The following is a 24,509-nucleotide window of genomic DNA, read 5'->3' on the forward strand; positions in this document are numbered from 1 at the left end:
CACAACGAACAAGATGATCGGGTGCCGCGCCTGAACGGACGCTGAACGTGGTTTGCCGCACGACCAGCTCCGCTTTTAGAGCATTTCCGGCAAAAGTGCGAAGCGGTTTTGCGTCGGATAATGCGAAAAGCGAAGGCCTCTTGACGCTCACTATGACAAGTGCGACTTCGGCCAAAGTTTGTCGAAACGGTTAATCATGTGGCCAAAAACGAAAAAAGCGGCCCGAAAGCCGCTTTTCCGTAACACTGTCAGGTGTTCGCAGATTAGCTGCCTGCACCGTTGAGCACGGTGACAGCGCGGCGGTTCTGCGACCAGCACGAGTCGGCATCGCAAACAGCGACCGGACGTTCGTTACCGTAGGAGATGGTGCGCATACGGTTGGTCGGTACGCCACGCGAAGCGAGGAAGTCACGGGTGGCAGCCGCGCGGCGCTGGCCGAGAGCGAGGTTGTATTCACGCGTACCGCGTTCGTCGGCATGGCCTTCGACGGTGATCGAATATTGCGGGTAACGCTGCAGCCACTGGGCCTGCTTCGAAAGCGTCTGCTGTGCGTCCGCCCGGATCAGCGACGAGTCGAGATCGAAGAAGATGCGATCGCCGACATTGACCGTGAAGTCCTGCGAGGAACCTGGCGTAGCAGCGCCTGCACCGAGACCCAGATCACCGGCATTGTTCGGAAGGTTCTTCTTGGACGCACAACCGGCAACGGCGAGCGACATGAAAAGGGCAATAGCGATCGGGCTACGTGCAATCGACTGGATACGGCGCATGGGCCGGAGCTCCTTAAGATTTGATGTTCCTGCGTAACCATCCAATAATCATATTGAGGTTAAGACAGGCTCAAGAAGTATGGTTAATATTTTCTTGCGGCCAGATGCAACCGGCAGTTTCCGGCAGCAGTTCTGGTTCTAGCCCTTGGGGGCAAAATGCGGCAGAAACACGGCTTCCCGGCAATGATTGTGGCAAATTGAGCTTTTCCAGCAAAACTGCGAAGCGGCTTTGCGTTAGGATAATGCGACAAAACAATGAGATAGAGCCGTTCCCCGATTCCGGTTTAACCGGAACCGCTCTATCCATGAAAAAGGCGCGAAACCGGAGCTTCGCGCCTTCACTTTCGGTAACTATTCGCGAATGCGCTATTCGAGCAGCGGCGACCAGGCCGGATCGGATGCGTAGTTTGGCGTCTGGATCTGGCGTTCGTTGCGGCCAGTCAGGTCGATGGTGAAAAGCTTCGGACCGCCTGCCCCTGCCGCCTTGCGGAAGAACATCAGCACACGACCGTTCGGAGCCCAGGTCGGACCCTCATTGTGGAAGCCTGAGGTCAACAGGCGTTCGCCCGAACCGTCGGTCTTCATCACGCCGATAGAGAACTGGCCTTGCGACTGCTTGGTGAAGGCGATCAGGTCTCCGCGCGGCGACCAGACCGGCGTGGAGTAGCTGCCATCGCCCATCGAAATGCGGCGCGGATTGGATCCATCGGCACCCATGATGTAAAGCTGCGGGCGTCCGCCACGGTCGGAGGAGAAAACAATCTGCGATCCGTCTGGCGAATATGACGCGCTTGTATCAATCGCCTGGCTGTTGGTCAGACGCGTGGTCGAGCGATTGCGCAAATCCATCGTATAAACGTTGGCGCTGCCGTCGTCCTGAAGCAGGCTCATCACGACCTTCTGGCCATCCGGCGAGAAGCGCGGGGCGATGGTCATGCCAGGGAAATTGCCGACGAGTTCACGCTGGCCGGTTTCGAGCTGCAGCAGATACACCTTCGGCGAACCGCCTTCGAACGACATATAGGTGACTTCCTGACGGTTCGGCGAGAAACGCGGCGTCAGCGAAATGGCGCGGCCGTCGGAAATGTAACGCACATTGGCGCCGTCCTGATCCATGATGGCAAGGCGCTTCACGCGCTTCTGTGCCGGGCCGGATTCGTCGACGAAAACAACGCGCGTATCGAAATAGCCCTTTTCACCGGTCAGGCGCTCATAGATGGCGTCAGCGATGATGTGGGCGACGCGGCGCCAGTTGTCCGGCGTGGTGAAGAACTGCTGGCCGATCATCTGCTGACCACCGAACGTATCCCAAAGGCGGAACTCGGCCTTGAGACGGCCGTCCGGCTGCTTGGTGATACGGCCCGTGACGAGCGCCTGCGCATTGATGACCTTCCAGTCCTCGAAACGCGGGGCCGCGTCCGGATTGGAAATCTTTTCGATGAAGGCGCCTTTGTCGATAGGCGCGAAAAGACCCGACCGCTCAAGATCAGCCGCAATAACCGACGTGATATTCGGTCCGAGCTGGTCGGCCGAAAGGAAATCGGTGATGGCGATCGGCAGCGGCTCGATCACACCCTTGTTGATATTGATTTCCACGACGGCGCGCGCCGGCATGGTGCAGACAAGGCTTGCGGCAATCATACACGCGAAAGCCGAAAAGACCGTCCGGATCTTTGTATTGATGATGCCGATTTTCATGTCTTCTGGGACCTCTTTGTCCTTGGCAAGTAAGTTGATTGGCGACCGGAACCCGGTCAGAACATTTCGCTCGGGTCGAAGTTGACGATCACTTCCGACCATGAATCGTATTTGTCGACTGGCAGATTGTACGGCGCGCAGCGTGCGACAGCGCGCTTTGCACTCTCGGCTGCAGCACGACCCACACCGTCACCGCCACCGCCTGACGTCACTTCCGGAGCGCCCTGAATGGAGCCATCCTGGTTCAGTTTCATCTTGACGGTTACGACCAGCCCCGGCGCGTCGGCCACACCGGCAGGCACGTTCCAGCATTTGGAAATCGCACCGCGCAGTGCATCCATTTCGCTCTGGCTGAGCTTAGAGCCGCCAGTATTCTTCTTGCCGCCCAGCGATGCCTGATCGGTGGAACGCTTGGCGCCGCCGCCTGCTGCCTTCTGCTTGTTCAGAAGGGCTGCGACCTCATCCGCAATCGCATCGTTTTTCGATTTCGAAGTCTGAGCAGCGTTCTGCGTCGGCTTCTTATCTTCCGTCGGCTTGCGATCCGGCGTCTTCGCAGTCTGTGCCTGTGGCGGCTTCGGCTTGGCGTCGGGTGCGGGAACCTTGTCCGGCAGCTTCGGCGCCTCCGCGTCGGGCGATTCAGCCTGCTTTTCAATGGCTTCCGCCACTGGATCAGGCTTCACTTCCTGCTTTTCTTCCGGCTTGGTCTGAACTTCCGTCGCAGGAACCGGCGTCGGCTTCGTCTCCGGCTTCTGTTCCGGTTTGGGATCAGGCTTCGGTTCCGGCTTTTTCACTGGTTCCGGTTGTGCCTTTGGCTCTTCAGCCGCCTCGATCGGTTTCGCCTTGGCGTCGGGTTTGGGCGGCGTCTGGGTATCGATATCCTGATCGCCGAAATTCTCGGCGTTAGGAACCGTCTGTGGTTTGGTCGTCGGCACGGGAGCCGACTTTTCCTTCATGGGCGCTTTCTTGTCGCCCTGCTGGATTTGGGTCATCGACTCGATCGGTACAATATCGACAGGGAATGATTCCGAATCCTGCACGTCGAAAGCCTTCGGCGAGGAAAACGAAACCACTGCCAGCGCGACCGCAACGGCATGCAAGGCAACAGAAGATGTCAGGCCAGCCTTCATGATGGCGTCAGCTATCCTGCTCCTGGAGGGTCACAAGGCCGATATTCTTGAAACCGGCGGCGGAAATGCGGGCCATGACTTTCATGACGGTACCGTAATCGGCAGCCTTGTCACCACGCACAAAAATGCGCTCTTCATAGCCTGTCTTGGCGATGGCCTGGAGTTTCGGCACCACTTCGTCGATCGGAACTTCGGTTTCCTGCAGATAGATCTTGCCTTCGCTGTTAACCGAAATGGTGATCGGCTGCGTGTCGGCATTCATGGCCTTTGCCTGCGTGTCAGGCAGATCAATCGGCACACCCACAGTCAGAAGCGGGGCGGAAACCATGAAGATGATAAGGAGAACAAGCATCACGTCGACGAATGGCGTTACGTTGATCTCGCTCATCAATGCGGGTTTGCGACCACGCCTGCGGCGCCCGCCCGACTGCATTCCCTGATTTCCTACCGACATGCCCATTGCAAGATTCCCGAAGGCTGAAATTACACTCGATGCTCGAAACCGCTTAGTTGCGCGGCGTCAGCTTCTCATCAATTTGGCGCGACAGTATGGCGGAGAACTCGTCCGCAAAGCCTTCGAGCCGTCCACCGATCTTGCCCGCGTCCGACGACAGCTTGTTGTAGGCAATAACGGCAGGAATAGCGGCGAGAAGGCCGATAGCTGTTGCCAGAAGCGCTTCGGCGATACCCGGCGCCACAACGGCAAGGCTGGTGTTCTTGGAAGCAGCGATTGCCTGGAAGGAGGTCATGATACCGACAACCGTACCGAACAGCCCGATGAAGGGGGCAGCAGAGCCGATGGTCGCCAGAAAGCCCAGACGCGAGTCGAGCTTTTCACTTTCACGCGCCAGCGCGACATCCATGGCCTTGTCGATACGCATCTGGAGGCCGATGGGCGAGCGAGCGCCCTTCTCGAATGACTTCTTCCACTCGCGCATCGCGGCCATGAAGATGGATGCCATGCCGGTGGTGCGGCGTTCCCCGAGATTGCGATAGAGTTCTTCAAGCGACTGGCCGGACCAGAACGTCTGCTCGAAGCGATCAATCGCGCGGCGCGCCCGTCCGTAAGCAATCGTCTTGTCCACGATGATAGCCCAGGTCCAGATCGAGGCGAACAGCAGGCCAAGCATAACCAGCTTGACGACCCAGTTCGCCTGCATGAACAGGCCCCAGAGGGTAACATCGGCGGCGGGGGCCGCTAACGCAACATTTTCCATCGATCTATCGTCCTCGAATCCAAACGCCCGGCCACATGACCGGGCGGTATCGCAAATCCGTTACTCAACGTCTGAAAACAGACGCTCCAAACCTGCGCAGCTTTTCAACTTGAAGCCGTACCTGCCCGACGAGCGGCCGACACTTCGCACCGCAACCGCCATTCCGGATTTCAACTTTAAATCCATCACGCGCTTGTTACGGTTAATTTTGGTGAAAGGAAGGCGCTGCGCTTCAAGCCTGCCTCTCCACCGATTCCGTCAGGGTGATTAATGGATTATTATGGTTAAAGATGCGTTAGCATTTGCAGCTACATCGGCTTGAAAATTGAAATGGACAATTGAACAGAAACGCGGCCTGCACGCCAATACAGGCAACAATAATCGATATCCGCACATCAAATATGAGGTATAAAAATAAACAATAGAACATAATTTCGATATATAATTAAAATATCAGAATAATAACGAGATAGATATGTATTATCATATAGTAAAGGATAAATAAATTGGAAGAATTTATTGAATTATTTGACGGATTCTTTGAAGAAACCATACATTTAGATACAGTTGCCGCAAAAGACACACCTCTGACTTCAGAAAAAACACCTATTCGCGAATCTGGATTGATGAAAGGAAGAAATACTAACAAGAAAAGTAATGAAATTAGCTCATTGAAACCAGATTTTCTTATCAACCGCGGCACAGATGCAATAGGTATCCCTGCTATGCAGAGAAAGATAGATCGAGGTGAATTGATTATTCATAAAATAAATAATAACAATATTTCTGGTTTTATCGAGGAAATTTCCACAGAAAGAATTAGTTCTGATTATATATTTTCTGTTTCCAATTCAAAAGGGATAAGAATACTAGAGAGACCGAAATTCTTCTCTCATTTATCACATATAGAGTTCCATCATCAGAATATATTTCAAAACGATAAAGACATTTTAACCGCCGGAACCTTACACGTCCATAATAAAAAGCTGATATTTACGAATATGTCCGGGCATTATAAGCCGTCGGTCTCATCTCTTAATATTATTGATGACTATATGAAAAGCTATAGAATACCTAAATCGAGCTATAAGCTGATTGATTACACAAAAACCAGTCAAGTCACTCTAAGAGAGAGCTTCATGGGATCGATGCGCAACTTATTTCAATGCTTCCAGTAGAGCAAAAGCTACACAATCTGATTAACGATTGAGAGCTTTCGTAATCACGCGCGACTTCCTTTCGTGAAAGCTCCCCGCCACTCGTCGGGAATGCGGCGCGGATGGCCTTCTTTGGTTATCATCACGGCCTCTACCTTCGCTTCCGAAAGCAGCCGCTCACCGCAGGTAATTTTCTGCGCCATGATGACCCGCGCCCCGCGAATTTCGCTGACGCGGGTTTCAATCAGAATAAGGTCATCCATCTTCGCCGGCGATTTGTAATCGATCTCCATGCGGCGAACGACCCAGACCATTTCTTCGCCAAGCGCACCTTCGGCCAGTTCGATATGATGAACGTCCTGCAGGCGCAAGAAATCCGTGCGTCCGCGTTCATAGAATTCGAGATAGCGACCGTGATAGACGAAGCCGGAAAAGTCCGTATCGGCATAATAGATGCGCGCATAAAGCAGATGCGCGCCGTCTTTCAGTTCGCCGGCAACCTGCGCATGTTCCATTGTCATTCGTCTTCCATGAAGAGGCCATATTGCGACTGCTGGATGATCTCAGCAGGCGCTGGCAATCCAAGATGCTGCCAGGCAACAGCCGTCAAAACGCGGCCGCGTGGCGTGCGCTGCAGGAAACCCTGCTGGATCAGATAGGGTTCGATAATGTCCTCGATCGCGTCACGCGGTTCGGACAGACCGGCAGCAATGGTTTCGATCCCCACCGGCCCGCCACCGAAGTTGCGCGCGATTATATCGAGATAGCGCCGGTCGAGTTGATCCAGCCCGCGATTGTCCACCTCCAGACGCGACAGCGCCTCATCGGCGATCTTCCGGTCTATGACGTCGGCACCGGCGACCAGCGCGAAATCACGCACGCGGCGCAACAGGCGTCCAGCAATGCGGGGCGTACCACGCGAACGGCGGGCGACTTCCAGCGCGCCATCCGGCGAAATGCCCATCTGCATGATGCGCGCGCCACGCCGCACAATATATTCCAGTTCCTCGACCGTGTAGAAGTTGAGCCGTGTCGGAATGCCGAAGCGATCCCGCAACGGCGTGGTTAAAAGCCCTAGACGGGTTGTTGCCGCAACGAGCGTAAACTTGGCGAGATCTATCTTCACCGAACGCGCTGCAGGCCCCTCTCCAATGATGAGATCGAGCTGGAAATCCTCCATGGCCGGATAAAGGATTTCTTCCACTGCCGGGCTCAGGCGATGAATTTCATCGATGAACAGGACATCGCGCTCTTCCAGATTGGTGAGGAGCGCCGCCAGATCGCCCGCCTTGGCAATGACCGGGCCGGATGTTGAGCGGAAATTGACGCCCAACTCCTTGGCCATGATCTGCGCCAGCGTTGTTTTGCCGAGACCCGGAGGGCCAACGAAAAGGACGTGGTCAAGCGCCTCGCCCCGCACCTTGGCGGCTTCGATGAAGACCTTGAGATTGGCGCGCGCTGCCGCCTGCCCGACGAAATCGTCGAGCGTCTGCGGGCGCAGCGTATTGTCTTCGTCTACACGTCTATCTGCATCGATAAGAGGGTTGCGGTCGCTCATGCCTCCCTCCTCGCATGAACATCCCGCCGAGACAAGGTAATCACCGCGACAATTCCTTCAGACCGAGACGGATGAGCTTGGCCGAATCGGCGCCCTCGCCCGCTTCCTTCAGCGCTGCAGCAACGGCATTGGCAGCCTGATCGCGCGAATAGCCAAGATTGGAAAGCGCCGACACCGCATCGGCAACCGGTGCCGGAGCAGCGCCCGCGCCAAGCTCCTGCTTCAGCCCGATGGTGCCGCTTGCCTCTCCGGCAAAGGCAGGCGCCTTGTTCTTGAGTTCGGTCACGATGCGCTCAGCGACCTTCTTGCCGACACCCGGCGCGCGCGAAACCATGGCAATATCGCGTAACGCAATCGCATTGGCGAGTTCGGACGGCGACAGCGTACCCAGTACCGCCAGTGCTACCTTGGCGCCGACGCCCTGCACATTCTGCAGCAGGCGGAACCATTCGCGCTCAAGCTGATTGGCAAACCCATAAAGGCGGATCATGTCTTCGCGGACATAGGTTTCGATGAACAGAATAGCCGCCTCGCCCGCACCACCAAGATTACCCAGCGTGCGCGCCGAACAAAACGCAACATAGCCGACGCCATGCACGTCGATGACGGCATGATCCTCGGCAATTTCATCGATCACGCCCTTAAGCTTGCCGATCATTCTGGTCTTACCCCGCTAACAACGCCTGCATACGGCGGGCGCTTACAATGCTCTGGCGATGATGGGCGTGGCAAATGGCGATGGCCAACGCATCGGCTGCATCGCTCGTATCGAACGACGCGCGCGGCATCAGCACTTTCACCATCATATGGATCTGCTGCTTTTCACCATGCCCGACTCCGATCACAGCCTTCTTGACGGCATTCGGCGCATATTCTGCAACGGGTAGCCCGACTTGCGCCGGAGCCAGCAGCGCGATGCCGCGCGCCTGGCCAAGCTTGAGTGTTGCCGTTGCGTCCTTATTGACGAAGGTGTGCTCGACCGCCGCTTCATGCGGCATATATTCGTGCAGGACTTTGGAAAGCCCTTCATGCAACTGACAGAGGCGCGATGCCAGATCCATCTCGGCATTCGAGGTCACGGTCCCCGAGCCTATGAAATGCAGTGAATTTCCAAGCGATTCGACGATGCCCCAGCCGGTACGGCGCAGGCCCGGATCAATACCAATGATGCGAATCGTTTCTTTCATAAGCGAACCCTATCCTCAGACGGATTCACTTGACAGCAGAAAAGTGAACAAAAGAGAAACATGCGCCGCGAAGAGCGCATATGATCCGTTGTTATGAAGCGCCGAAAGCGGTCTTCAGCAATACGATCTGCTCAGAAACCGGATTGCCACGCGGAACGCCCTGCAGCGAAACAACTTCACCGTAAACTTCGCGGTCCATGCGGCGCACGCGTGCCTGAAGGCGCATGGAACGGTCAATGAGTTCCATGAATGCAGCAGGCAGCTCAGACCAGCCCTGGGCCACTTCGCCCGCCGACGGCGTGTCGAGACGCACCTTGGCCTTTTCGGCGGAAACCTGCTGACGGGTCATTTCGCCGCTGCGCGCCGCACGCTGCAGCAACAGCCAGGAAGCGATCTGCATGAGGCGCGTGGTCAATCGCATCGATTCGGCGGCATAGAGCGTCGCGGCCACGCGGGAAAGATTGCGCGCGTCCTCACGGCCTTCGCCGTCGAGATAGCTTGCCGCTTCCTCGACCATATCCATGCCTTCGGCGTAGATCGGCTTGAACGAATCCGAGAAGACCATGCGCTCCGCGAGGCTGATCATATTGCTCGGCATCTGGCCCTGTTCGCTAATCACTGCTCTGCCACCTTGCATGACCGCCGGGATCGGCGGCCCATTCCGTTGCCGTATTCGTCCGGTGGGATATGCCAGACGGATACGAATGAAACCATTGAACCGCTGTTCGACCATGGGGGAGGCTGAGACGGAACAGCTACGCTAAACAAGTCCACGATAAACTGCACCTTCATGCACCGTCGCGCAAGTTTATGTTTAACATTCGGTTAACATTTTCAGAGACTTTTGATGAAAGCCTTCAAATAGAACGGATGGGCAGTCGTTCCGTTCCGCCCCTGCATGCGAGATCAATATTTTCCCGGTGCGCAGCAAAAAGCGCATAAAAAAAGAGCCGCAATGGCGGCTCTCAGGAGTTTAACAGGGAGGCGTCAAACAGAGTGGCTAAACCACTCGGTAAGAATCCAGCCGAACTGGATGTAAACCATTTAACATTCTTAAGATTAATGAATGGTTAATTTCCGCGCAGCGCTGTGGATAATCTCGCGCATTCCGGCGCTTTTCACCCAAAGAAAAGCCGCCTCGGAACTGGTCCGATGCGGCCGATCGTTAAGTGTCAGTAGCGCTGCATCGCCGGCTTTGAGCTTGGGGCAACCTGCATCTTGACGGGTTCGGCAGCTGGAACGGCGGGCTTTGCCGAAGCAACGGAGCCCTTCTTGTTCCAACCGATGGTTGGCAGCCACTCAAGATAATAAGCCAGCGCAAACTGCATAACGATGCCGGTTGCGATCAGCAGCGTGTCGTAAGGCAGGCCGCCCGGATTCACGAGCTTCATCACCTGAGCGACCATCGCCAGCAGCGTGCCGGCAATGAAGACCGGCAGCGAATGCTTGCCGAGAATGGCCAGTGGATTATCCGGCGCAGTCCGGGCGATGTTGTTCAGCGTCGGGACGACGGCAATGAGATAGGCAATCGCCAGCACGTGCAGCAGGCGTGGACCCGACAGGAACGTCTTGTCGAAGCCGGTCACAATCATCGGCATCCCCATCGATGCATCGATACCCCAGAGCGGGATACGGACCCAGGCGAGCGCCAGCACCAGATAGCCGACGGCAAGACCGATCAGCAGCGGATGCTTCGGCAACTCGCCACCGCGACGCACATGCATTACGCCTGCTATGCCGATCGCAAACAGGAACTGCCACGACAGCGGGTTGAGGAACCAGACGCCTTCGGTCGGATAATTGACCGGCGCGACGTGATACAGACCGGACAGGAACCAGACCGTACCGGAAACACCGAGCATGAGCGGCAGGCTGATGCGCGCCAGCAGGAGCAGGATCGGCGTGAGAACCAACATCACGGCATACATCGACAGGATGTTGTTATAGCCGAGCTGGTGACCCATTGTGACGATGCCGAACAGCGCCTCGACCGGATGCTTGACCAGCGGAGCAATGTTGATCTGCGTCAGGAGTTCCGAGCGCTTGAGGAAGATGGCAGCGGCAGCGAAAATGGCGATGGTCGCCATGGTCGTCATGATGTGCGTGGTATAGAGCACACCGGCGCGGCGCCACATTTTGAACGTCAGCAGCAGACGGTTGCCGGGGGCGAACTTCGATCCATAGGCAAGCGCCACGGCCATGCCGGAAATCAGCACGAAAGCTTCAGCCGAATCGGAGAAGCCGAGATTCTTGTGCGTGAAATGCTCGTAGATCGTGCCGGGCACATGGTTGATGAAGATCGTTAGCAGCGCGAGCGCACGGAACACGTCAATGCGTGTATCACGCATTTTCGTCGGTTGTGCGGGCATCGCTTCTCTAGCGGTCGCAATGTTCATTTACCAGCCTGCCTATCTTTGAAGGAAGCACCTGCACTTGGGATTGCGGGGCGTTCCAATCTTCTTCGTGTCATTCCAGATGGGTGTCCGGAACAGTTTCACACGTTTTTCCGGGGCGTTCAGTGCCCGTTATCGGTGCGAGTTATATACGCTTTAATCCCGGCAGAACCGGGTTGGTTCCGATCAACTTTCGTTCCAGTGGATAACATTATGCCAGCCCGGACAGATGTGAGCCTGAGAGTGTTTCGCCAATGAATACTTGCCGAAGCCCGGTCGCCTCGCATAAATGCGGCAAAACAAATAGATAGAGCGCTGCTTCCGTTTCCGGTAAACACAATGCTTCTATTGCCCGAATTCCATCACGTTTATCCCGTTAGGCTTGGCTCATGAACACGCCCGCTCACAAGACTGAAACCGAACGCTGCCGCATCGTGCTGGTTGCGCCTCCGCTTGCCGACGGCGCGGCTCTCGCAAAGCTTTTGACGGCTGCGCTCTCGGGCGGCGATGTTGCAAGTGTCATCCTCGACACCGGCGACCTCGACGAAGCCACCTTTCAGGCCACAGCCGAAAAGGCCGTCCCCATCATTCAGGAAAACGGCGCCGCCGCGCTTATCCTGAATGATACGCGCATCGCAGGTCGCGTCGGGGCTGACGGCATTCACATTGAGGGCAAACCTGCCGATCTGGCAGACGCCATTGAAAAACACACGCCAAAGATGATCGTCGGCACCGGAAACTTCCGCGACCGCCACAGCGCGATGGAAATCGGCGAATTGCAGCCCGACTACGTTTTCTTCGGCAAGATCGGCGCCGACAACAAGCCGGATGCCCATCCGCGAAACCTGTCGCTGGCCGAATGGTGGGCGCAGATGGTGGAAATCCCAAGCATCGCGCAGGCCGGAGCCTCGCTGGAAAGCATTATTCCCGCAGCCGAAACCGGCGCGGATTTCGTCGCGCTCGGACGCGCCGTCTTCGACGCCGAAGACCCTGCGAAGGCCGTTGCGGAAGCCAACCGGCTTCTCGATGAGAACGCGCCACGCTTTGAAAACTGACCCCTTCATCAAGGTCTTGCTGATGCCCATGAAGAGCAAATTTCTTCTCGCTGCTGCTTTGACATTCGCACTGCCCACCCTGCCCGCTCTGGCTGCGGGCGAGCCGGTGCACGGTCAGAAGAACAGCCATCAGGACAAGAAGGCCGATAAACCGGCCAAGCCGGCGATGTTGCCGCAACCGGCAACCACGGAGCCGATGCCGCCCATCGATCAGAGCCGCTTCGGCGACAAGCCGGCGGACGAGGCTTTTGGCGCGTTTCAGCGCGGGCTTTATCTGACTGCCTTCAACCTTGCCAAGCCGCAGGCTGAAAAGGGCGACGCCGCTTCGCAGGCACTCATTGCGGAAATTTACGCGCGTGGCCTTGGCATTCCCGCCAATCAGAAACTGGCGGCCAAATGGTACGAAAAAGCAGCCAATAACGGTGTTATCGAAGCGCAATTCCGCTATGCGGCGCTTCTGCTTCAAGGCGCCTATGTCAAGAAGGATCCCGCCGAGGCCGAAAAACTGATGCAGAAAGCTGCTGAAGGCGGCAATGCCATGGCACAGTTCAACTACGGCCAGATGTTGATGGTGAAGACGCCGGGCAAGCCAGGTATTGATCTCGCCTTCCCATGGTTCGAGAAGGCAGCCGAAGCGAAGCTGGCGGATGGACAATATGCACTCAGCCAGATTTACGCCAATGGCACCCCCACCATCCCCCGCGATGACAAGAGGGCGCGCGTCTATCTGCTCCTTGCAGCCGCACAGGGTTACGATACAGCGCAGTTCGATCTGGGCCGCTGGCTGATCGAAGGGCGCGGTGGCGACCGCGATTACGAACAGGGCTTCGGCTGGATGCGCCTTGGTGCGCAGCGCGGTATGGTCATGGCGCAGGTATGGCTCGCCCGTCTCTATCGCGACGGCATCGGCACCGATGGCGATCTCGTCAAGGCAGCGGCCTGGTATATCGTTGCCCAGCGGGCCGGTTTCCGCTCGCCTGACCTCAATGACATGATGGACGGACTGGCTGACGACCAGATCAAGCAGGCCATAGAAACCGCCAATAATCTGCGCGTTCGCTGATTTTCGGGCGAATTTTATGGCTGGACCGGCTCTCTTTTCGTGCTCAGGCTTGCGCAGAGCGTTGTTTTATGGTCTTGAGACGCCGATTATCGTGGTTCGAGTATAAGGCAGGTGCGCAATCTCCGGAATGAAGCCGGACGGTTGCCTTTTCGTCGTCGTAGGTCGGACCACACATGGTTTCACATTTTCATTCCGGATCAAGCTCATGAAGATCAATGGTAACGAAATCCGTCCCGGCAATGTCATCGAACATGCTGGCGGCCTGTGGGTTGCGGTCAAGACCAATGCCGTCAAGCCTGGCAAGGGCGGCGCCTACAATCAGGTTGAACTGAAGAACCTCATCACCGGCACCAAGCTCAACGAACGTTTCCGCGCCGCTGAAACAGTCGAGCGCGTTCGTCTGGAACAGAAGGATTTCTCGTTCCTTTACGAACAGGGTGAAGCGTTGATCTTCATGGACACCGAATCCTACGAACAGCTTGAGCTGGCCAAGGATTTCGTCGGCGACCGCGCAGCTTTCCTGCAGGACGGCATGATGGTCACCGTCGAACTTTACGAAGAAAAGCCGATCGGTATCCGCCTGCCGGATCAGGTCACGCTTGCCATTACCGAAGCCGATCCGGTCGTAAAGGGTCAGACCGCTGCCTCGTCCTACAAGCCGGCTGTGCTTGAAAACGGTATCCGTATCCTGGTTCCGCCGTTCATTGCATCCGGTGAACGCGTGATCGTCGACACCAACGAACTGACCTACGTCAGCCGCGCCTGATCTGCACACTATCTGCGGCGTCCACGGACGCCGCATGTCGCAAAGATTGCGACCGTTCTTTCTCAGATCGCTCAATTCCTCGACCATCCGCCGAACATGGTACCAAACATGTTTCTGGCTGGATGTTCGACCTTCTGTTTATAACTAACTGCGTGATCCCCTTAAAAATCCACGCTTCGGGATCGTGCTTACAAGGACAATGAAATGGCCCGCTCAGCCCTTCTCAACGTTATGGTCCAGGCCGCTATGAAGGCCGGCCGCAGCCTCGCTCGTGATTTTGGCGAAGTCCAGAATCTTCAGGTTTCTCTCAAGGGCCCCGGCGACTACGTCAGCCAGGCGGACCGCCGCGCCGAAAAGATCGTCTACACGGAATTGAGCCGCGCCCGCCCGGATTACGGCTTCCTGATGGAAGAATCCGGCGAGGTTGAAGCCAAGGACGGACAGCACCGCTGGCTGGTCGATCCGCTCGACGGCACCACGAATTTCCTGCACGGCATCCCTGTTTTTGCTGTCTCCATAGCTCTGGAACGTCAGGGACAGATCGTCGCCGGCGTCATCTACAATCCGGCCATGGACGAGCTTTACACTGCAGAACGCGGTGGCGGCGCATTCCTTAATGATCGCCGCCTGCGCGTTGCATCGCGTAACAAGCTGGTCGATTCTGTCATCGGCACCGGCATCCCGCATCTGGGCCGCGGCCAGCACGGCCATTATCTGGTCGAACTGCGCAATGTCATGGCCGAAACCGCAGGCATTCGTCGCATGGGCGCTGTCGCGCTTGATCTCGCCTATGTTGCAGGCGGTCGTCTGGACGGCTTCTGGGAAGACGGCATGCATCCCTGGGATCTTGGTGCGGGCATCCTGATGATACGTGAGGCCGGTGGTTTCGTCTCGGACAAGAATGGCGGACAGGATATGTTCGCCAATCAGACGATCGTTGCCGGAAACGAGGCCATTCACGGTGCGCTTCTCAAGACGATCAAGAAGCCGATCTGATCGAAGCAGGGTTTGAAATCGGTCCAGTGGACTGATTTCTCTGTGTAGACGTTCCACACTTTTCGGTGGACGCTCTTATTCAGGCATTACCGACTTTTCAAATCAGCGCGTCGTGCAAAAGCGACGCGCTGAAGCATTTTTGCCTTCATTTTTTCGTATCCAGACGATTCCGCTTCACGAATTAATGAAGTAGGCTCCTGTTCAAACACGCGACCATGGAGCGCAGCGCATGAGCGATTTGAGACTTTCCCGGGAACGTCTGGATGAGGGGCGCGATTTCGACCCTTACCGCCTGTCAAGCCCGCGCATCGTCATTCTCTCCATGGTGATCTTCATCATTATCGTGGCCTTTCTGGCAGCGATCCTGATGCGACAGATCCACACTTTCTTCATCACCAATCCCGGTCTCAACGGGCTTATTCTCGGTGTTCTGCTGGTCGGCATCCTGCTCGCCTTCGGACAGGTGCTGCGGCTTCTGCCGGAAATCCGCTGGGTCAATTCCTTTCGCGACGGTGACCGCGACGGCACCACACGTCCGCCTGTGTTGCTTGCACCGATGCGTGCACTGATCGGTCGCCGCCAGTCGATGGCGCTTTCCACCGTGTCCATGCGCTCTATTCTCGATTCGATAGCGACACGCCTTGATGAAAGCCGCGATATATCGCGCTACCTGATCGGGCTTCTGGTCTTTCTCGGTCTTCTCGGCACCTTCTGGGGCCTTCTGGAAACGGTCGGCTCCATCGGGCGCACCATCCAGACGCTCGACCCCAGTTCGGGCAGTACCGGCGACGTTCTCGATGCATTGAAAGCCGGGCTTCAGGCTCCGCTTTCCGGCATGGGTACTGCTTTCTCGTCTTCCCTGTTCGGCCTTTCCGGCTCGCTCATTCTCGGTTTCCTCGATCTTCAGGCAGGCCGCGCGCAAAACCGGTTCTATACGGAACTGGAAAACTGGCTTTCCTCTGTTACCGATCTTGGTTCCGATGTTGGCGCCGACCAGAGCGGCGGCACGGAAGAAATCCGCGTCCTGGCCGATCGGCTGCAGAACCTGCATGGCGGCGATGCCTCCACTCAGCGCACCACGGCAGCGCTTGCCAACCTCGCGGAAGGCATACAGGGCCTCGTCAAGAACATGCGCAGCGAACAGCAGATCATGCGTGACTGGGTGGAAAAGCAGGCCGATGAGCAGAAGGCCATCCGCCAGACACTCGATCGTCTCACCAAGGCTATCGGCGAGCGCTCGCATGACCGCAAATCCGATCGCACGGACAAGGTGGAGTAAGCCGCCATGTCCCTCGCCCGCAACCGCCGTACCCAAAGGCACGTCGATTATTGGCCCGGCTTTGTCGACGCCCTGACGACGCTGTTGCTCGCTATCATGTTCCTGCTCACCGTCTTCGTGCTGGCGCAGTTCCTGCTCAGCCGTGAGGTGAACAACAAGGACAGCGTGCTTGCGCGCCTCAACAGCCAGATTCAGGAGCTCACCCAGCTCCTGTCGCTGGAGCGCAGCAACTCACAGGATATGCAGGATACCATCGCCAATCTGCAGGCTTCGCTGTCCAGCGCGGAAAATGAGCGTTCGCGTCTGCAAAGCCTTTTGAACGAAGGCAGCGGCGCAGGTGCGGCAGCCGAAAAGCGCGCTGGTGAACTGTCCGAGAGCCTCGATACCGAAAAGCAGGTCAGCGCCCGCGCACTCAGTCAGGTGGAGTTGCTGAACCAGCAGATTTCGGCTCTTCGCCGCCAGATCGCGGCGCTTGAAGATGCGCTCAATGCTTCCGAAAGCCGCGACCGCGAATCGAACGCCAAGATCGCCGATCTCGGCCGCCGCCTGAATGTCGCGCTGGCCCAGCGCGTGCAGGAGCTGAACCGCTACCGTTCCGATTTTTTCGGGCGCTTGCGTGAAATCCTATCAGACAAGGAAAATATTCGCATAGTCGGTGACCGTTTCGTCTTTCAGTCGGAAGTTCTTTTTCCGACTGGTTCGGCAGATATCAATCCAGCCGGTCAGGACGAGATGAAGAAACTTGCCGATGCGGTAAACCAGCTCAATCAGGAAATCCCGGATGACATCAACTGGGTGCTGCGCGTTGACGGCCACACGGACAATGTGCCTCTGGCCGGCACTGGACGTTTCCGCGACAATTGGGAGCTTTCATCGGCCCGCGCAACCGCCGTGGTCAAATTCCTGATCGCCAATGGCGTCCCGGCCAACCGACTCGTAGCGGCAGGCTTCGGGGAATATCAGCCGCTCGACGCCTCCGACACTGCTGATGCCCGCGCCAAAAACCGCCGCATCGAGCTGAAGCTGACCGAGAGATAAAACGTTAACGGAGATAGAGCGGTTCCAGTTAAAACGGAATCAGTAGAACCGCTCTATCCTTTTGTTTTTACGCATTATCCTACGCAAAACCGCTTCGCACTTTTGTTGGAAATGCTCTAGCGAGAGGACAACGCCCTCCCCGTTCATTTGGCAGAGAAGGCTCCTGCACCTGCCTCAAATTGCAGCTTGGCGAGGCGGGCATAGATACCGCCCTTCTCGACAAGGCTTTGATGTGTGCCCTCTTCGACAATATGGCCCTGGTCGAGTACCAGAATGCGGTCGGCCTTGAGCACGGTCGCAAGCCGGTGCGCGACCACAAGCGTCGTGCGATCGGCCATCAAACCGTCCAGAGCCTTTTGCACAAGCATCTCGCTTTCGGCGTCGAGCGCTGATGTGGCTTCGTCGAGGAGCAGGATGGGCGCAGCACGCAAAATTGCCCGCGCAATGGCAATGCGCTGGCGTTGACCGCCTGAAAGCGTTACGCCGCGTTCGCCAACTTCCGTGTCGTAGCCCTTGTCGAGCGCCATGATGAAATCATGCGCAAGAGCCGCTTTTGCCGCCGCTACGATCTCTTCGTCACTCGCTCCCGGCCTGCCGAAGGCTATATTCTCGCGTATGCTGGTGGCGAAAATCGCAACATCCTGCGGCACGGTCGAGATGCGCGCGCGAACGGCCTGGGGATCTGCATCGGGCAAGGCCACACCGTCGATCAGGATTTTGCCGGACTGCGGGTCGTAATAGCGCATGACCAGCGCAAAGATGGTGCTCTTACCAGCACCCGAGGGACCAACAATCGCAACCGTCTCGCCCGGCTTCACAGTGAAGCTGACGCCGTTGAGCGACGGTGCATCCGGTCGTGTCGGATAGGAAAAATGCACGGAATCGAACACGATCTCGCCGCGCGGCGGCATTGGCATGGCAACTGGTCTGGCTGGCGCGGCAATGCCCGGCTGCTCGTCCAGAATTTCGACAAGCCGTTCCGTCGCACCCGCCGCTTGCGCAAGCTCACCCCCCACTTCCGACAAGGCGCCGAAGGAACTGCCAGCGAACACCGCATAAAGCACGAACTGACCCAGCGTACCGGCCGTCATCGTACCCGCCAGCACATCGCGCGAACCGAACCAGAGCACGGCCACAATGCTGGAGAAAATAAGGAAAATGGCGAAAGCCGTCAGGACTGCACGCGCCTGAATGGAGGAACGCGCCGCCTGAAAGGCCTTTTCCACCGCATGACCAAATCGCCCAACCACCATGTTCTCGTTGGTGAAGGCCTGCAGTGTGCGCATTGCACCAATCTGTTCACTGGCATAGGCATTTGCACGAGCAAGCATGTCCTGTGTCATGCGGGAACGGCGACGCACGGAGCGCCCAAAGGCGATCAGCGGCACGACAATGATCGGGATAGCGGCGATAACCAGCGCGGAAAGTTTCGGGCTCGTCACAACCATCATCGCCAGCGCGCCAACACCCAGAATCATGTTGCGCAGCGCCACAGAGGCCGTGGCACCGACCACCGACTTGATCTGTGTCGTGTCCGAAGACAGGCGTGAAACGATTTCGCCTGACTGCGACCGGTCGAAGAATTCCGGCGAAAGTGCCGTCACATGCGAAAAGACCGCATTGCGGAGATCAGCCACCACCCGCTCGCCAAGCGAGATCACAAAGAAATAGCGAAGACCCGATGCCAGCGCGAGTACCAGCGCCAGCATCACCAGCATGCCGAAGTAATTATTGACGAAGATGGCGTTCGAACCGGTAAAGCCATGATCAATCATGCGACGCAGCGCGACAGGTACCGCAAGGGTCGTCATCGCCGCCAGAACCAGCGAGAAAAGCGCGCCCGCGACCAGCCCCTTATAGGGTGCCAGAAACGGCATCACTCTCTTCAAAGGTGTCAGCCTGCGACGTTTGCGACTTTCTTCTGCAGTCAATTCGTGATTCATATCAATTTCAGTATCTCGGTCGGCCATTCTTATGATTGCGCCCTTGTTATTGCCGTGCGCCTGATGTATAGGCTCGCCAACCCTTTTGGAAGCCGTTGCCTGTAGGTAATGGGTCTTCATATCTGCCATTGGGCGAAAGTGCCGCAGTTTTGATAGTCAAAGCTACGCTTTTCTCCCCAGACTTTCAGGATTGAGAAGATGCAAGCCAATATCCATCCCGACTACCACACCATCAAGGTCGTGATGACCGATGGCACCGAATACACGACCCGTTCGACCTGGGGCAAGGAAGGCGATACGATGAACCTCGATATCGACCCGACCACCCATCCGGCTTGGACGGGCGGTTCGCAGACCTTGCTCGATCGCGGCGGTCGCGTTACGAAATTCAAGAGCCGTTTTGGCAATCTCGGTATCTAATTCGATATTGAATTTGGTTGGAAAGCCCCGCTTCGGCGGGGTTTTTTATTGTCTGATTTCCTACTCGACGAGACACAAAAAATCCCGGACAAAGCCGGGATTTTTCAGAGTTAGAGCGCATCCCGAAAAGTGTGAAACGGTTTTCGGATAAGGTGCGCGTCAAAACAAATGATTAGAGCGCCGATCTGATTCAATCAGATCGAAACGCGCTCTAACTCCAAGAACCAAATCAGGCGCTCAGTTTTTCCATGACTTCGTCGCTGACTTCAAAGTTCGTGTAGACGTTCTGCACGTCGTCATCGTCTTCAAGCGTATTGAGGAGCTTGAGAACGGAACGCGCCTTTTCCTCGTCCAGTTCGGTATTGGTCTGCGGCTTCCAGATCGTCTTGATCGATTCGGCCTCACCGAGAGCAGCTTCCAGAGCCTTCGACACTTCGCCAATATCTTCAAAAGCGCAGATGATGACGTGTTCTTCCTCACCGGACTGAACGTCGTCGGCACCAGCTTCGATAGCTGCCTCCATCACCTTGTCAGCGTCGCCGACGGAGGTCTTGTAGACGATCTCGCCAACCCGGTCGAACATGAAGGACACCGAACCGGTTTCGCCCAGTGCACCGCCCGACTTCGTAAAGGCTGCGCGCACATTCGATGCCGTGCGGTTGCGGTTGTCCGTCAGCGCTTCGACGATGACCGATACGCCACCGGGGCCGCGGCCCTCATAACGCACTTCGTCATAGTTCTCGCCGTCATTACCTGCGGCCTTCTTGATGGCGCGCTCGATATTGTCCTTTGGCATGGACTGCGCCTTGGCGTTCTGGATCGCCAGACGCAGACGCGGGTTCATCGTCGGATCAGGCAGACCCTGCTTGGCCGCAACGGTGATTTCGCGCCCGAGCTTGGAAAACATTTTCGACCGCACCGCATCCTGGCGGCCCTTGCGGTGCATGATATTCTTAAACTGTGAATGGCCGGCCATGGCACCCCTGTTCTGTTTAAAATGCTGTGCACGGAGAAAGCGTCACGCATGAAACAGAGATCAAGCAGAGAAGGGCCGCAAGCGGGCCACAGTGCTTTCCGTGCAGAATGGCGGCGTTATAAGGAATTCAGGCTCATTCGTCCAGCAAAAGCGCCGCCAACATCGATTCTCTGTCAATAAAAGCAATATCGCTCGACCCGTCAGGCAAAGCAGATTATCTATAAATTCATGATTCAGCCCGCCCAGAACACCCCAAGCGAAACCATCGCAGCCCGCATCAGCCGTATTCTCGCCGACCGCATTATCGCAGGCGAAATCGAGCCCGGTGCGAAACTGCGACAGGATCACATTGCCGAAGAATTCGAGACCAGCCACGTGCCGGTCCGCGAAGCCTTCCGGCGGCTGGAGGCTCAGGGACTTGCCGTGTCAGAACCGCGTCGCGGCGTGCGGGTTGCGTCGTTCGACATCGGCGAGATCAAGGAAGTGGCAGAGATGCGGGCCGCTTTGGAAGTTCTGGCGCTGCGTCATGCCGCGCCGCACATCACGCAAGCAACGCTCGATGCCGCCGAACAGGCCACACTGGAAGGCGACAAATCACGCGATGTCAGAAGCTGGGAAGACGCCAACCGCCGCTTCCATCGGCTCATACTCGAACCGTGCAACATGCCGCGTCTGCTTGCAGCCATCGACGATCTCCACGCTGCCAGCGCCCGGTTTCTCTTCGCGACATGGCGGTCGGAATGGGAAACCCGCACCGATCACGACCATCGCGCCATATTGCGGGCGCTGCGTCAGAACGATGTCGAAAGCGCGGTTACGATTCTCGCCCGGCACGTGCAATGGATCGGACATCGCCCGGTCAAGACAGCGTCGGGCAAGACGCGCGATTCGTTCGCGATTGTCGGCTGACGCCATCGCAAATGCACCGTTCCTGTTTTCACTGCTCTCAATATTCACGTGCATTCCAAGCTGCGAGATCGGTATCCTGCGCGTGACTCCCACAGCAACATGCCGTTCAGTTTGCACCACCTCTTGCGTTTATCGTCAGGGACGCTAAGAAGATATAGATCGAATTTGAATTTTATCTATAATTTGAGGAAGCCATGACGACCATCACGCAGACGCGTCCATCCTTCAGCCCGCTCAATCTGGAATCCCGTTCCCCTGCGATGCGCCTTGCCGCCGTCGCCTTTGGCACGCTGGTTCTCGCCATCTCGTCGCAGATTGAAGTTCCGATGATTCCGGTTCCGATCACACTGCAGACCCTGATCGTTCCGCTGATCGGTGCGCTCTATGGCTGGCGTCTCGGCATGGCCACCATTCTGGCCTGGCTCGGCGAAGCCATGCTCGGCCTTCCGGTTCTTGCAGGCGGTGCCGGTGGTCTTCCGCATTTTGCAGGCCCGACCGCAGGCTATCTTGTATCTTTCCCGATTATCGCCGCCCTGACTGGCTACCTGGCCGAACGTGGCTGGAACGGTAACCGCGTCGGCCTCGCCTTCGTTTCGTTCCTTGCCGCCAATGCAGTCTGTCTTGCTCTTGGCGCAGCCTGGCTGTCCAGCATCATCGGCGTTGAAAAGGCCGTTGCCTTCGGCGTGACGCCGTTCCTCATCGGCGCTCTCATCAAGTCGGCCCTTGGTGCTGCGATCCTCAAGGCCATCGCCCGCGACGACAAGGCCTGATCAAACAGGTGACAGTACGCCTGCGCGGCCATCATCTCCTTTGCATGCTGACTTATGTCGGCAAAGGCTACAGCCCGGCTTTCGTCGAAAACTACGACAGGATTGCCGGGCGGTTGAGCGAAGGGGAAGATATCCTTCTGGTCGATGGTCCGGACGACATATGCGCGCCCCTGCTCTGCGGGGGCGATTGCCATTGTTACGAAGCAAGTATCCGTGAGCGTGACCGACTTGCAATGGAGGCTGTGGGCGAACTTCTCGGCCAGACGCTTTCTACGCAGAAGGCTTTTGAACTCGACACGGAGCGGCTTGTCGTAATGCGGGGCGCTTTTGCAAAAGGCGCATTGCGCAAAGCCTGCGAGCGGTGCGAATGGTCGAACCTCTGTACAAGAATTGCCACAACGGACCAGTTTCACGGCGTTAAAATAACAAGGCCACCCAACTCGGCATGAGACAGGCGGCCTTGTTATATACGGCTTTTACTGCTGGTTCTTGCGCTTTCGCCGAACCAGCATGTTGAGCGCCTCGACCAGCGCCGAGAAACCCATAGCGGCGTAGATGTAGCCCTTCGGCACATGGAAGCCGAAACCATCGGCAATCAACGTCATACCGATCATCAGCAGGAAGCCCAGCGCCAGCATGACGATGGTTGGGTTCGCCGCAATGAACCGCGACAACGGATCGGCTGCAAGCAGCATGACGGTAACGGCTGCGACCACGGCAATCACCATGATAGCGATTTCGTCGGTCATGCCGACGGCGGTGATGATCGAGTCGACCGAGAAAACCAGATCGAGGATAAGGATCTGAACAATGGCGGCGCTCATGGTGAGCTGGGCCACTTTGCCGCCGATATTCTCCTTGCCGTCATCGGGATCGACCGTGTGGTGGATTTCCTTGGTCGCCTTCCAGACAAGAAACAGACCGCCGGCAATCAGGATGAGATCACGCCAGGAGAAGCCATGGCCGAATGCCTCGAAAATAGGGTCCTTGAGCTGGACGATGATCGAGATCGTGAAAAGAAGCGCCAGTCGCAGAATGAGTGCCGCACCGATACCGATGCGCCGGGCGCGAGCCTGCTGCGAAGCGGGAAGCTTGTTGGTGAGGATCGAGATAAAGATCAGGTTGTCGATACCGAGGACGATTTCCATCGTCACCAGCGTAACCAGCGCCGCCCAACCGGCGGGGGTCGAAAGAAATCCCAGATACTCGGTGAAAAATTCCATTAAGCTGCGTCCCCTTGCAAAAAAACTCGTTGCAAGGAGATAGGAACGCGAAATGTCCGTTCAACTGGCAGAAAGCTGAGAGCCGACAATAGCTCGCCCATTACAGATAACATCATGCTTCAAAGCATAATAAGATGTTACCGCCAGAATTCCGGAATGGTTTCTTCCAGATGCGGCCCGATGCGCAAAGGAGCAATCTTTTCGGCAAGCCCCGTACGGTCTGAAATCTCTATACCCACACCGCAGACGGTTGCAGGGCCGTTGGCTGCCTCAAAGCGCCCTTTCGGTACCTTCGACAGGAAACGGTTGAGTGGTTCTTCCTTGTCCATGCCGAGCGAGGAATCGTAATCACCGCACATGCCTGCATCGGACATATAGGCTGTGCCGTTGCGCAGTATCTGGCAGTCTGCCGTCGGGACATGCGTATGTGTTCCAACAACGGCGCTGGCGCGGCCATCAACGAAGTGACCGAAACACTGCTTTTCGCTTGTCGCTTCAGCGTGGAAATCGAAAAAGACCGCGTCGGCTTGCTCGCCGAGCGGGCAGGCTTCCAGAATTTTCTCGGCCGCGATAAACGGATCGTTGAGATCGGGGTGCATGAACACCCGGCCCATGACGTTCGAAACCAGAACGCGGGCGCCGTTCTTGGCGATATAAAGCCCCTCGCCTTTTCCGGCCGTCCCTTTCGGGAAATTTGCCGGGCGCAAAAAGCGATCCTCGCGCCTGGAGAAATCCAAAGCCTCGCGCTGATCCCATACGTGATTGCCGGTCGTGACGACGTCGGCACCAGCACGAATGGTATCGTGGAAAATCTCTTCCGTAATGCCAAAACCGCCCGCGGCGTTTTCGCCGTTGACGATGACGAAGTCCAGCTTCAGATCGGAAATCAGCCCCGGCAGTTTTTCATATACCGCGGTGCGGCCCGACCGGCCCACCATATCACCAAGAAAAAGCAATCTCATGA

General features: G+C 56.8%; 26 protein-coding genes. 11 read left to right on the forward strand and 15 right to left on the reverse strand.

Going from position 1 to position 24,509, the window contains the following annotated elements; translation table 11 throughout:
• Positions 1-263: 263 nt before the first annotated feature.
• From pal to tolQ, 5 genes are all read right to left on the reverse strand, one after another.
• Positions 264-770, reverse strand: a complete 507-nt coding sequence (gene pal / locus ACYSN1_RS18560) for a peptidoglycan-associated lipoprotein Pal (protein WP_010661371.1) — start codon at positions 768-770, stop codon at positions 264-266.
• Between the two features lie 366 nt (positions 771-1,136).
• Positions 1,137-2,468, reverse strand: a complete 1,332-nt coding sequence (gene tolB / locus ACYSN1_RS18565; RefSeq protein WP_140021932.1) for a Tol-Pal system beta propeller repeat protein TolB — start codon at positions 2,466-2,468, stop codon at positions 1,137-1,139.
• Between the two features lie 56 nt (positions 2,469-2,524).
• The gene (locus tag ACYSN1_RS18570; RefSeq protein ID WP_461727037.1) at positions 2,525-3,595 is read right to left on the reverse strand and encodes a hypothetical protein; all 1,071 of its coding nucleotides are present in this window, start codon (positions 3,593-3,595) and stop codon (positions 2,525-2,527) included.
• Between the two features lie 7 nt (positions 3,596-3,602).
• The gene (tolR, locus tag ACYSN1_RS18575; RefSeq protein WP_140021934.1) at positions 3,603-4,055 is read right to left on the reverse strand and encodes a protein TolR; all 453 of its coding nucleotides are present in this window, start codon (positions 4,053-4,055) and stop codon (positions 3,603-3,605) included.
• Positions 4,056-4,101: 46 nt separating this feature from the next.
• Positions 4,102-4,812: a protein TolQ gene (gene tolQ, locus ACYSN1_RS18580; RefSeq protein WP_461727038.1), complete on the reverse strand. Its 711-nt coding sequence runs from the start codon at positions 4,810-4,812 to the stop codon at positions 4,102-4,104.
• A 506-nt stretch (positions 4,813-5,318) separates the two neighbouring features.
• On the opposite strand from tolQ, the gene ACYSN1_RS18585 reads away from it, so the two are divergent.
• A complete protein-coding gene (locus ACYSN1_RS18585; RefSeq protein WP_461727039.1) occupies positions 5,319-5,990 on the forward strand; it encodes a hypothetical protein in 672 nt (223 codons plus the stop codon).
• A 44-nt stretch (positions 5,991-6,034) separates the two neighbouring features.
• Here ACYSN1_RS18585 and ACYSN1_RS18590 read toward each other — a convergent pair whose 3' ends face one another.
• The 6 genes from ACYSN1_RS18590 to ACYSN1_RS18615 form a co-directional block, all read right to left on the reverse strand.
• The gene (locus ACYSN1_RS18590) at positions 6,035-6,484 is read right to left on the reverse strand and encodes a YbgC/FadM family acyl-CoA thioesterase (RefSeq protein ID WP_461727154.1); all 450 of its coding nucleotides are present in this window, start codon (positions 6,482-6,484) and stop codon (positions 6,035-6,037) included.
• Positions 6,485-6,486: 2 nt separating this feature from the next.
• Positions 6,487-7,527 (reverse strand): Holliday junction branch migration DNA helicase RuvB, encoded by a 1,041-nt coding sequence (ruvB, locus tag ACYSN1_RS18595; protein ID WP_461727040.1) that lies wholly within the window; start codon positions 7,525-7,527, stop codon positions 6,487-6,489.
• 40 nt (positions 7,528-7,567) lie between these two features.
• Positions 7,568-8,185: a Holliday junction branch migration protein RuvA gene (ruvA, locus tag ACYSN1_RS18600; RefSeq protein WP_461727041.1), complete on the reverse strand. Its 618-nt coding sequence runs from the start codon at positions 8,183-8,185 to the stop codon at positions 7,568-7,570.
• 7 nt (positions 8,186-8,192) lie between these two features.
• Positions 8,193-8,714 carry a crossover junction endodeoxyribonuclease RuvC gene (gene ruvC, locus ACYSN1_RS18605; protein ID WP_140021938.1) on the reverse strand — a complete coding sequence of 174 codons (522 nt, stop codon included), beginning with the start codon at positions 8,712-8,714 and terminating at the stop codon, positions 8,193-8,195.
• 91 nt (positions 8,715-8,805) lie between these two features.
• Entirely contained in the window at positions 8,806-9,312 is a 507-nt protein-coding gene (gene rcdA, locus ACYSN1_RS18610; RefSeq protein WP_140022061.1) for a protease adaptor protein RcdA, read from the reverse strand.
• Positions 9,313-9,886: 574 nt separating this feature from the next.
• Complete coding sequence (locus ACYSN1_RS18615) at positions 9,887-11,110, reverse strand: OpgC family protein (RefSeq protein WP_461727042.1); 1,224 nt, start codon at positions 11,108-11,110, stop codon at positions 9,887-9,889.
• Positions 11,111-11,496: 386 nt separating this feature from the next.
• On the opposite strand from ACYSN1_RS18615, the gene ACYSN1_RS18620 reads away from it, so the two are divergent.
• From ACYSN1_RS18620 to ACYSN1_RS18645, 6 genes are all read left to right on the forward strand, one after another.
• Positions 11,497-12,162: a thiamine phosphate synthase gene (locus ACYSN1_RS18620; RefSeq protein ID WP_461727043.1), complete on the forward strand. Its 666-nt coding sequence runs from the start codon at positions 11,497-11,499 to the stop codon at positions 12,160-12,162.
• A gap of 28 nt (positions 12,163-12,190) precedes the next feature.
• A complete protein-coding gene (locus tag ACYSN1_RS18625) occupies positions 12,191-13,225 on the forward strand; it encodes a tetratricopeptide repeat protein (protein WP_461727044.1) in 1,035 nt (344 codons plus the stop codon).
• A gap of 205 nt (positions 13,226-13,430) precedes the next feature.
• Positions 13,431-13,991, forward strand: a complete 561-nt coding sequence (gene efp, locus ACYSN1_RS18630; RefSeq protein WP_140021942.1) for an elongation factor P — start codon at positions 13,431-13,433, stop codon at positions 13,989-13,991.
• Between the two features lie 204 nt (positions 13,992-14,195).
• The gene (locus ACYSN1_RS18635; RefSeq protein ID WP_461727045.1) at positions 14,196-14,987 is read left to right on the forward strand and encodes an inositol monophosphatase family protein; all 792 of its coding nucleotides are present in this window, start codon (positions 14,196-14,198) and stop codon (positions 14,985-14,987) included.
• 229 nt (positions 14,988-15,216) lie between these two features.
• Entirely contained in the window at positions 15,217-16,266 is a 1,050-nt protein-coding gene (locus ACYSN1_RS18640) for a flagellar motor protein MotA (RefSeq protein WP_461727046.1), read from the forward strand.
• 6 nt (positions 16,267-16,272) lie between these two features.
• Positions 16,273-17,304: a peptidoglycan -binding protein gene (locus ACYSN1_RS18645; RefSeq protein WP_461727047.1), complete on the forward strand. Its 1,032-nt coding sequence runs from the start codon at positions 16,273-16,275 to the stop codon at positions 17,302-17,304.
• A 143-nt stretch (positions 17,305-17,447) separates the two neighbouring features.
• Here the strand turns inward: ACYSN1_RS18645 and ACYSN1_RS18650 are convergent, their stop codons facing one another.
• The gene (locus ACYSN1_RS18650) at positions 17,448-19,376 is read right to left on the reverse strand and encodes an ABC transporter transmembrane domain-containing protein (protein WP_461727048.1); all 1,929 of its coding nucleotides are present in this window, start codon (positions 19,374-19,376) and stop codon (positions 17,448-17,450) included.
• A gap of 69 nt (positions 19,377-19,445) precedes the next feature.
• On the opposite strand from ACYSN1_RS18650, the gene rpmE reads away from it, so the two are divergent.
• Positions 19,446-19,667 carry a 50S ribosomal protein L31 gene (gene rpmE, locus ACYSN1_RS18655; protein ID WP_105542665.1) on the forward strand — a complete coding sequence of 74 codons (222 nt, stop codon included), beginning with the start codon at positions 19,446-19,448 and terminating at the stop codon, positions 19,665-19,667.
• A gap of 229 nt (positions 19,668-19,896) precedes the next feature.
• Here rpmE and ACYSN1_RS18660 read toward each other — a convergent pair whose 3' ends face one another.
• Positions 19,897-20,643, reverse strand: a complete 747-nt coding sequence (locus tag ACYSN1_RS18660) for a YebC/PmpR family DNA-binding transcriptional regulator (RefSeq protein WP_461727049.1) — start codon at positions 20,641-20,643, stop codon at positions 19,897-19,899.
• Positions 20,644-20,871: 228 nt separating this feature from the next.
• Here ACYSN1_RS18660 and ACYSN1_RS18665 point away from each other — a divergent pair, with 228 nt between their 5' ends.
• The 3 genes from ACYSN1_RS18665 (at position 20,872) to ACYSN1_RS18675 (ending at position 22,771) form a co-directional block, all read left to right on the forward strand.
• The gene (locus tag ACYSN1_RS18665) at positions 20,872-21,552 is read left to right on the forward strand and encodes a GntR family transcriptional regulator (protein WP_140021948.1); all 681 of its coding nucleotides are present in this window, start codon (positions 20,872-20,874) and stop codon (positions 21,550-21,552) included.
• A gap of 194 nt (positions 21,553-21,746) precedes the next feature.
• Positions 21,747-22,322: a biotin transporter BioY gene (locus ACYSN1_RS18670; protein ID WP_461727050.1), complete on the forward strand. Its 576-nt coding sequence runs from the start codon at positions 21,747-21,749 to the stop codon at positions 22,320-22,322.
• Positions 22,323-22,330: 8 nt separating this feature from the next.
• A complete protein-coding gene (locus tag ACYSN1_RS18675; RefSeq protein WP_461727051.1) occupies positions 22,331-22,771 on the forward strand; it encodes a DUF1284 domain-containing protein in 441 nt (146 codons plus the stop codon).
• Positions 22,772-22,798: 27 nt separating this feature from the next.
• On the opposite strand, the gene ACYSN1_RS18680 is transcribed toward ACYSN1_RS18675, so the two are convergent.
• Together ACYSN1_RS18680 and ACYSN1_RS18685 are read right to left on the reverse strand one after the other, a co-directional pair.
• Positions 22,799-23,545: a TerC family protein gene (locus ACYSN1_RS18680; protein ID WP_461727052.1), complete on the reverse strand. Its 747-nt coding sequence runs from the start codon at positions 23,543-23,545 to the stop codon at positions 22,799-22,801.
• 137 nt (positions 23,546-23,682) lie between these two features.
• Positions 23,683-24,507 (reverse strand): TIGR00282 family metallophosphoesterase, encoded by an 825-nt coding sequence (locus ACYSN1_RS18685; protein ID WP_461727053.1) that lies wholly within the window; start codon positions 24,505-24,507, stop codon positions 23,683-23,685.
• Positions 24,508-24,509 lie beyond the last annotated feature (2 nt).

The sequence above is a fragment of the Brucella sp. LJL56 genome (assembly GCF_054871705.1).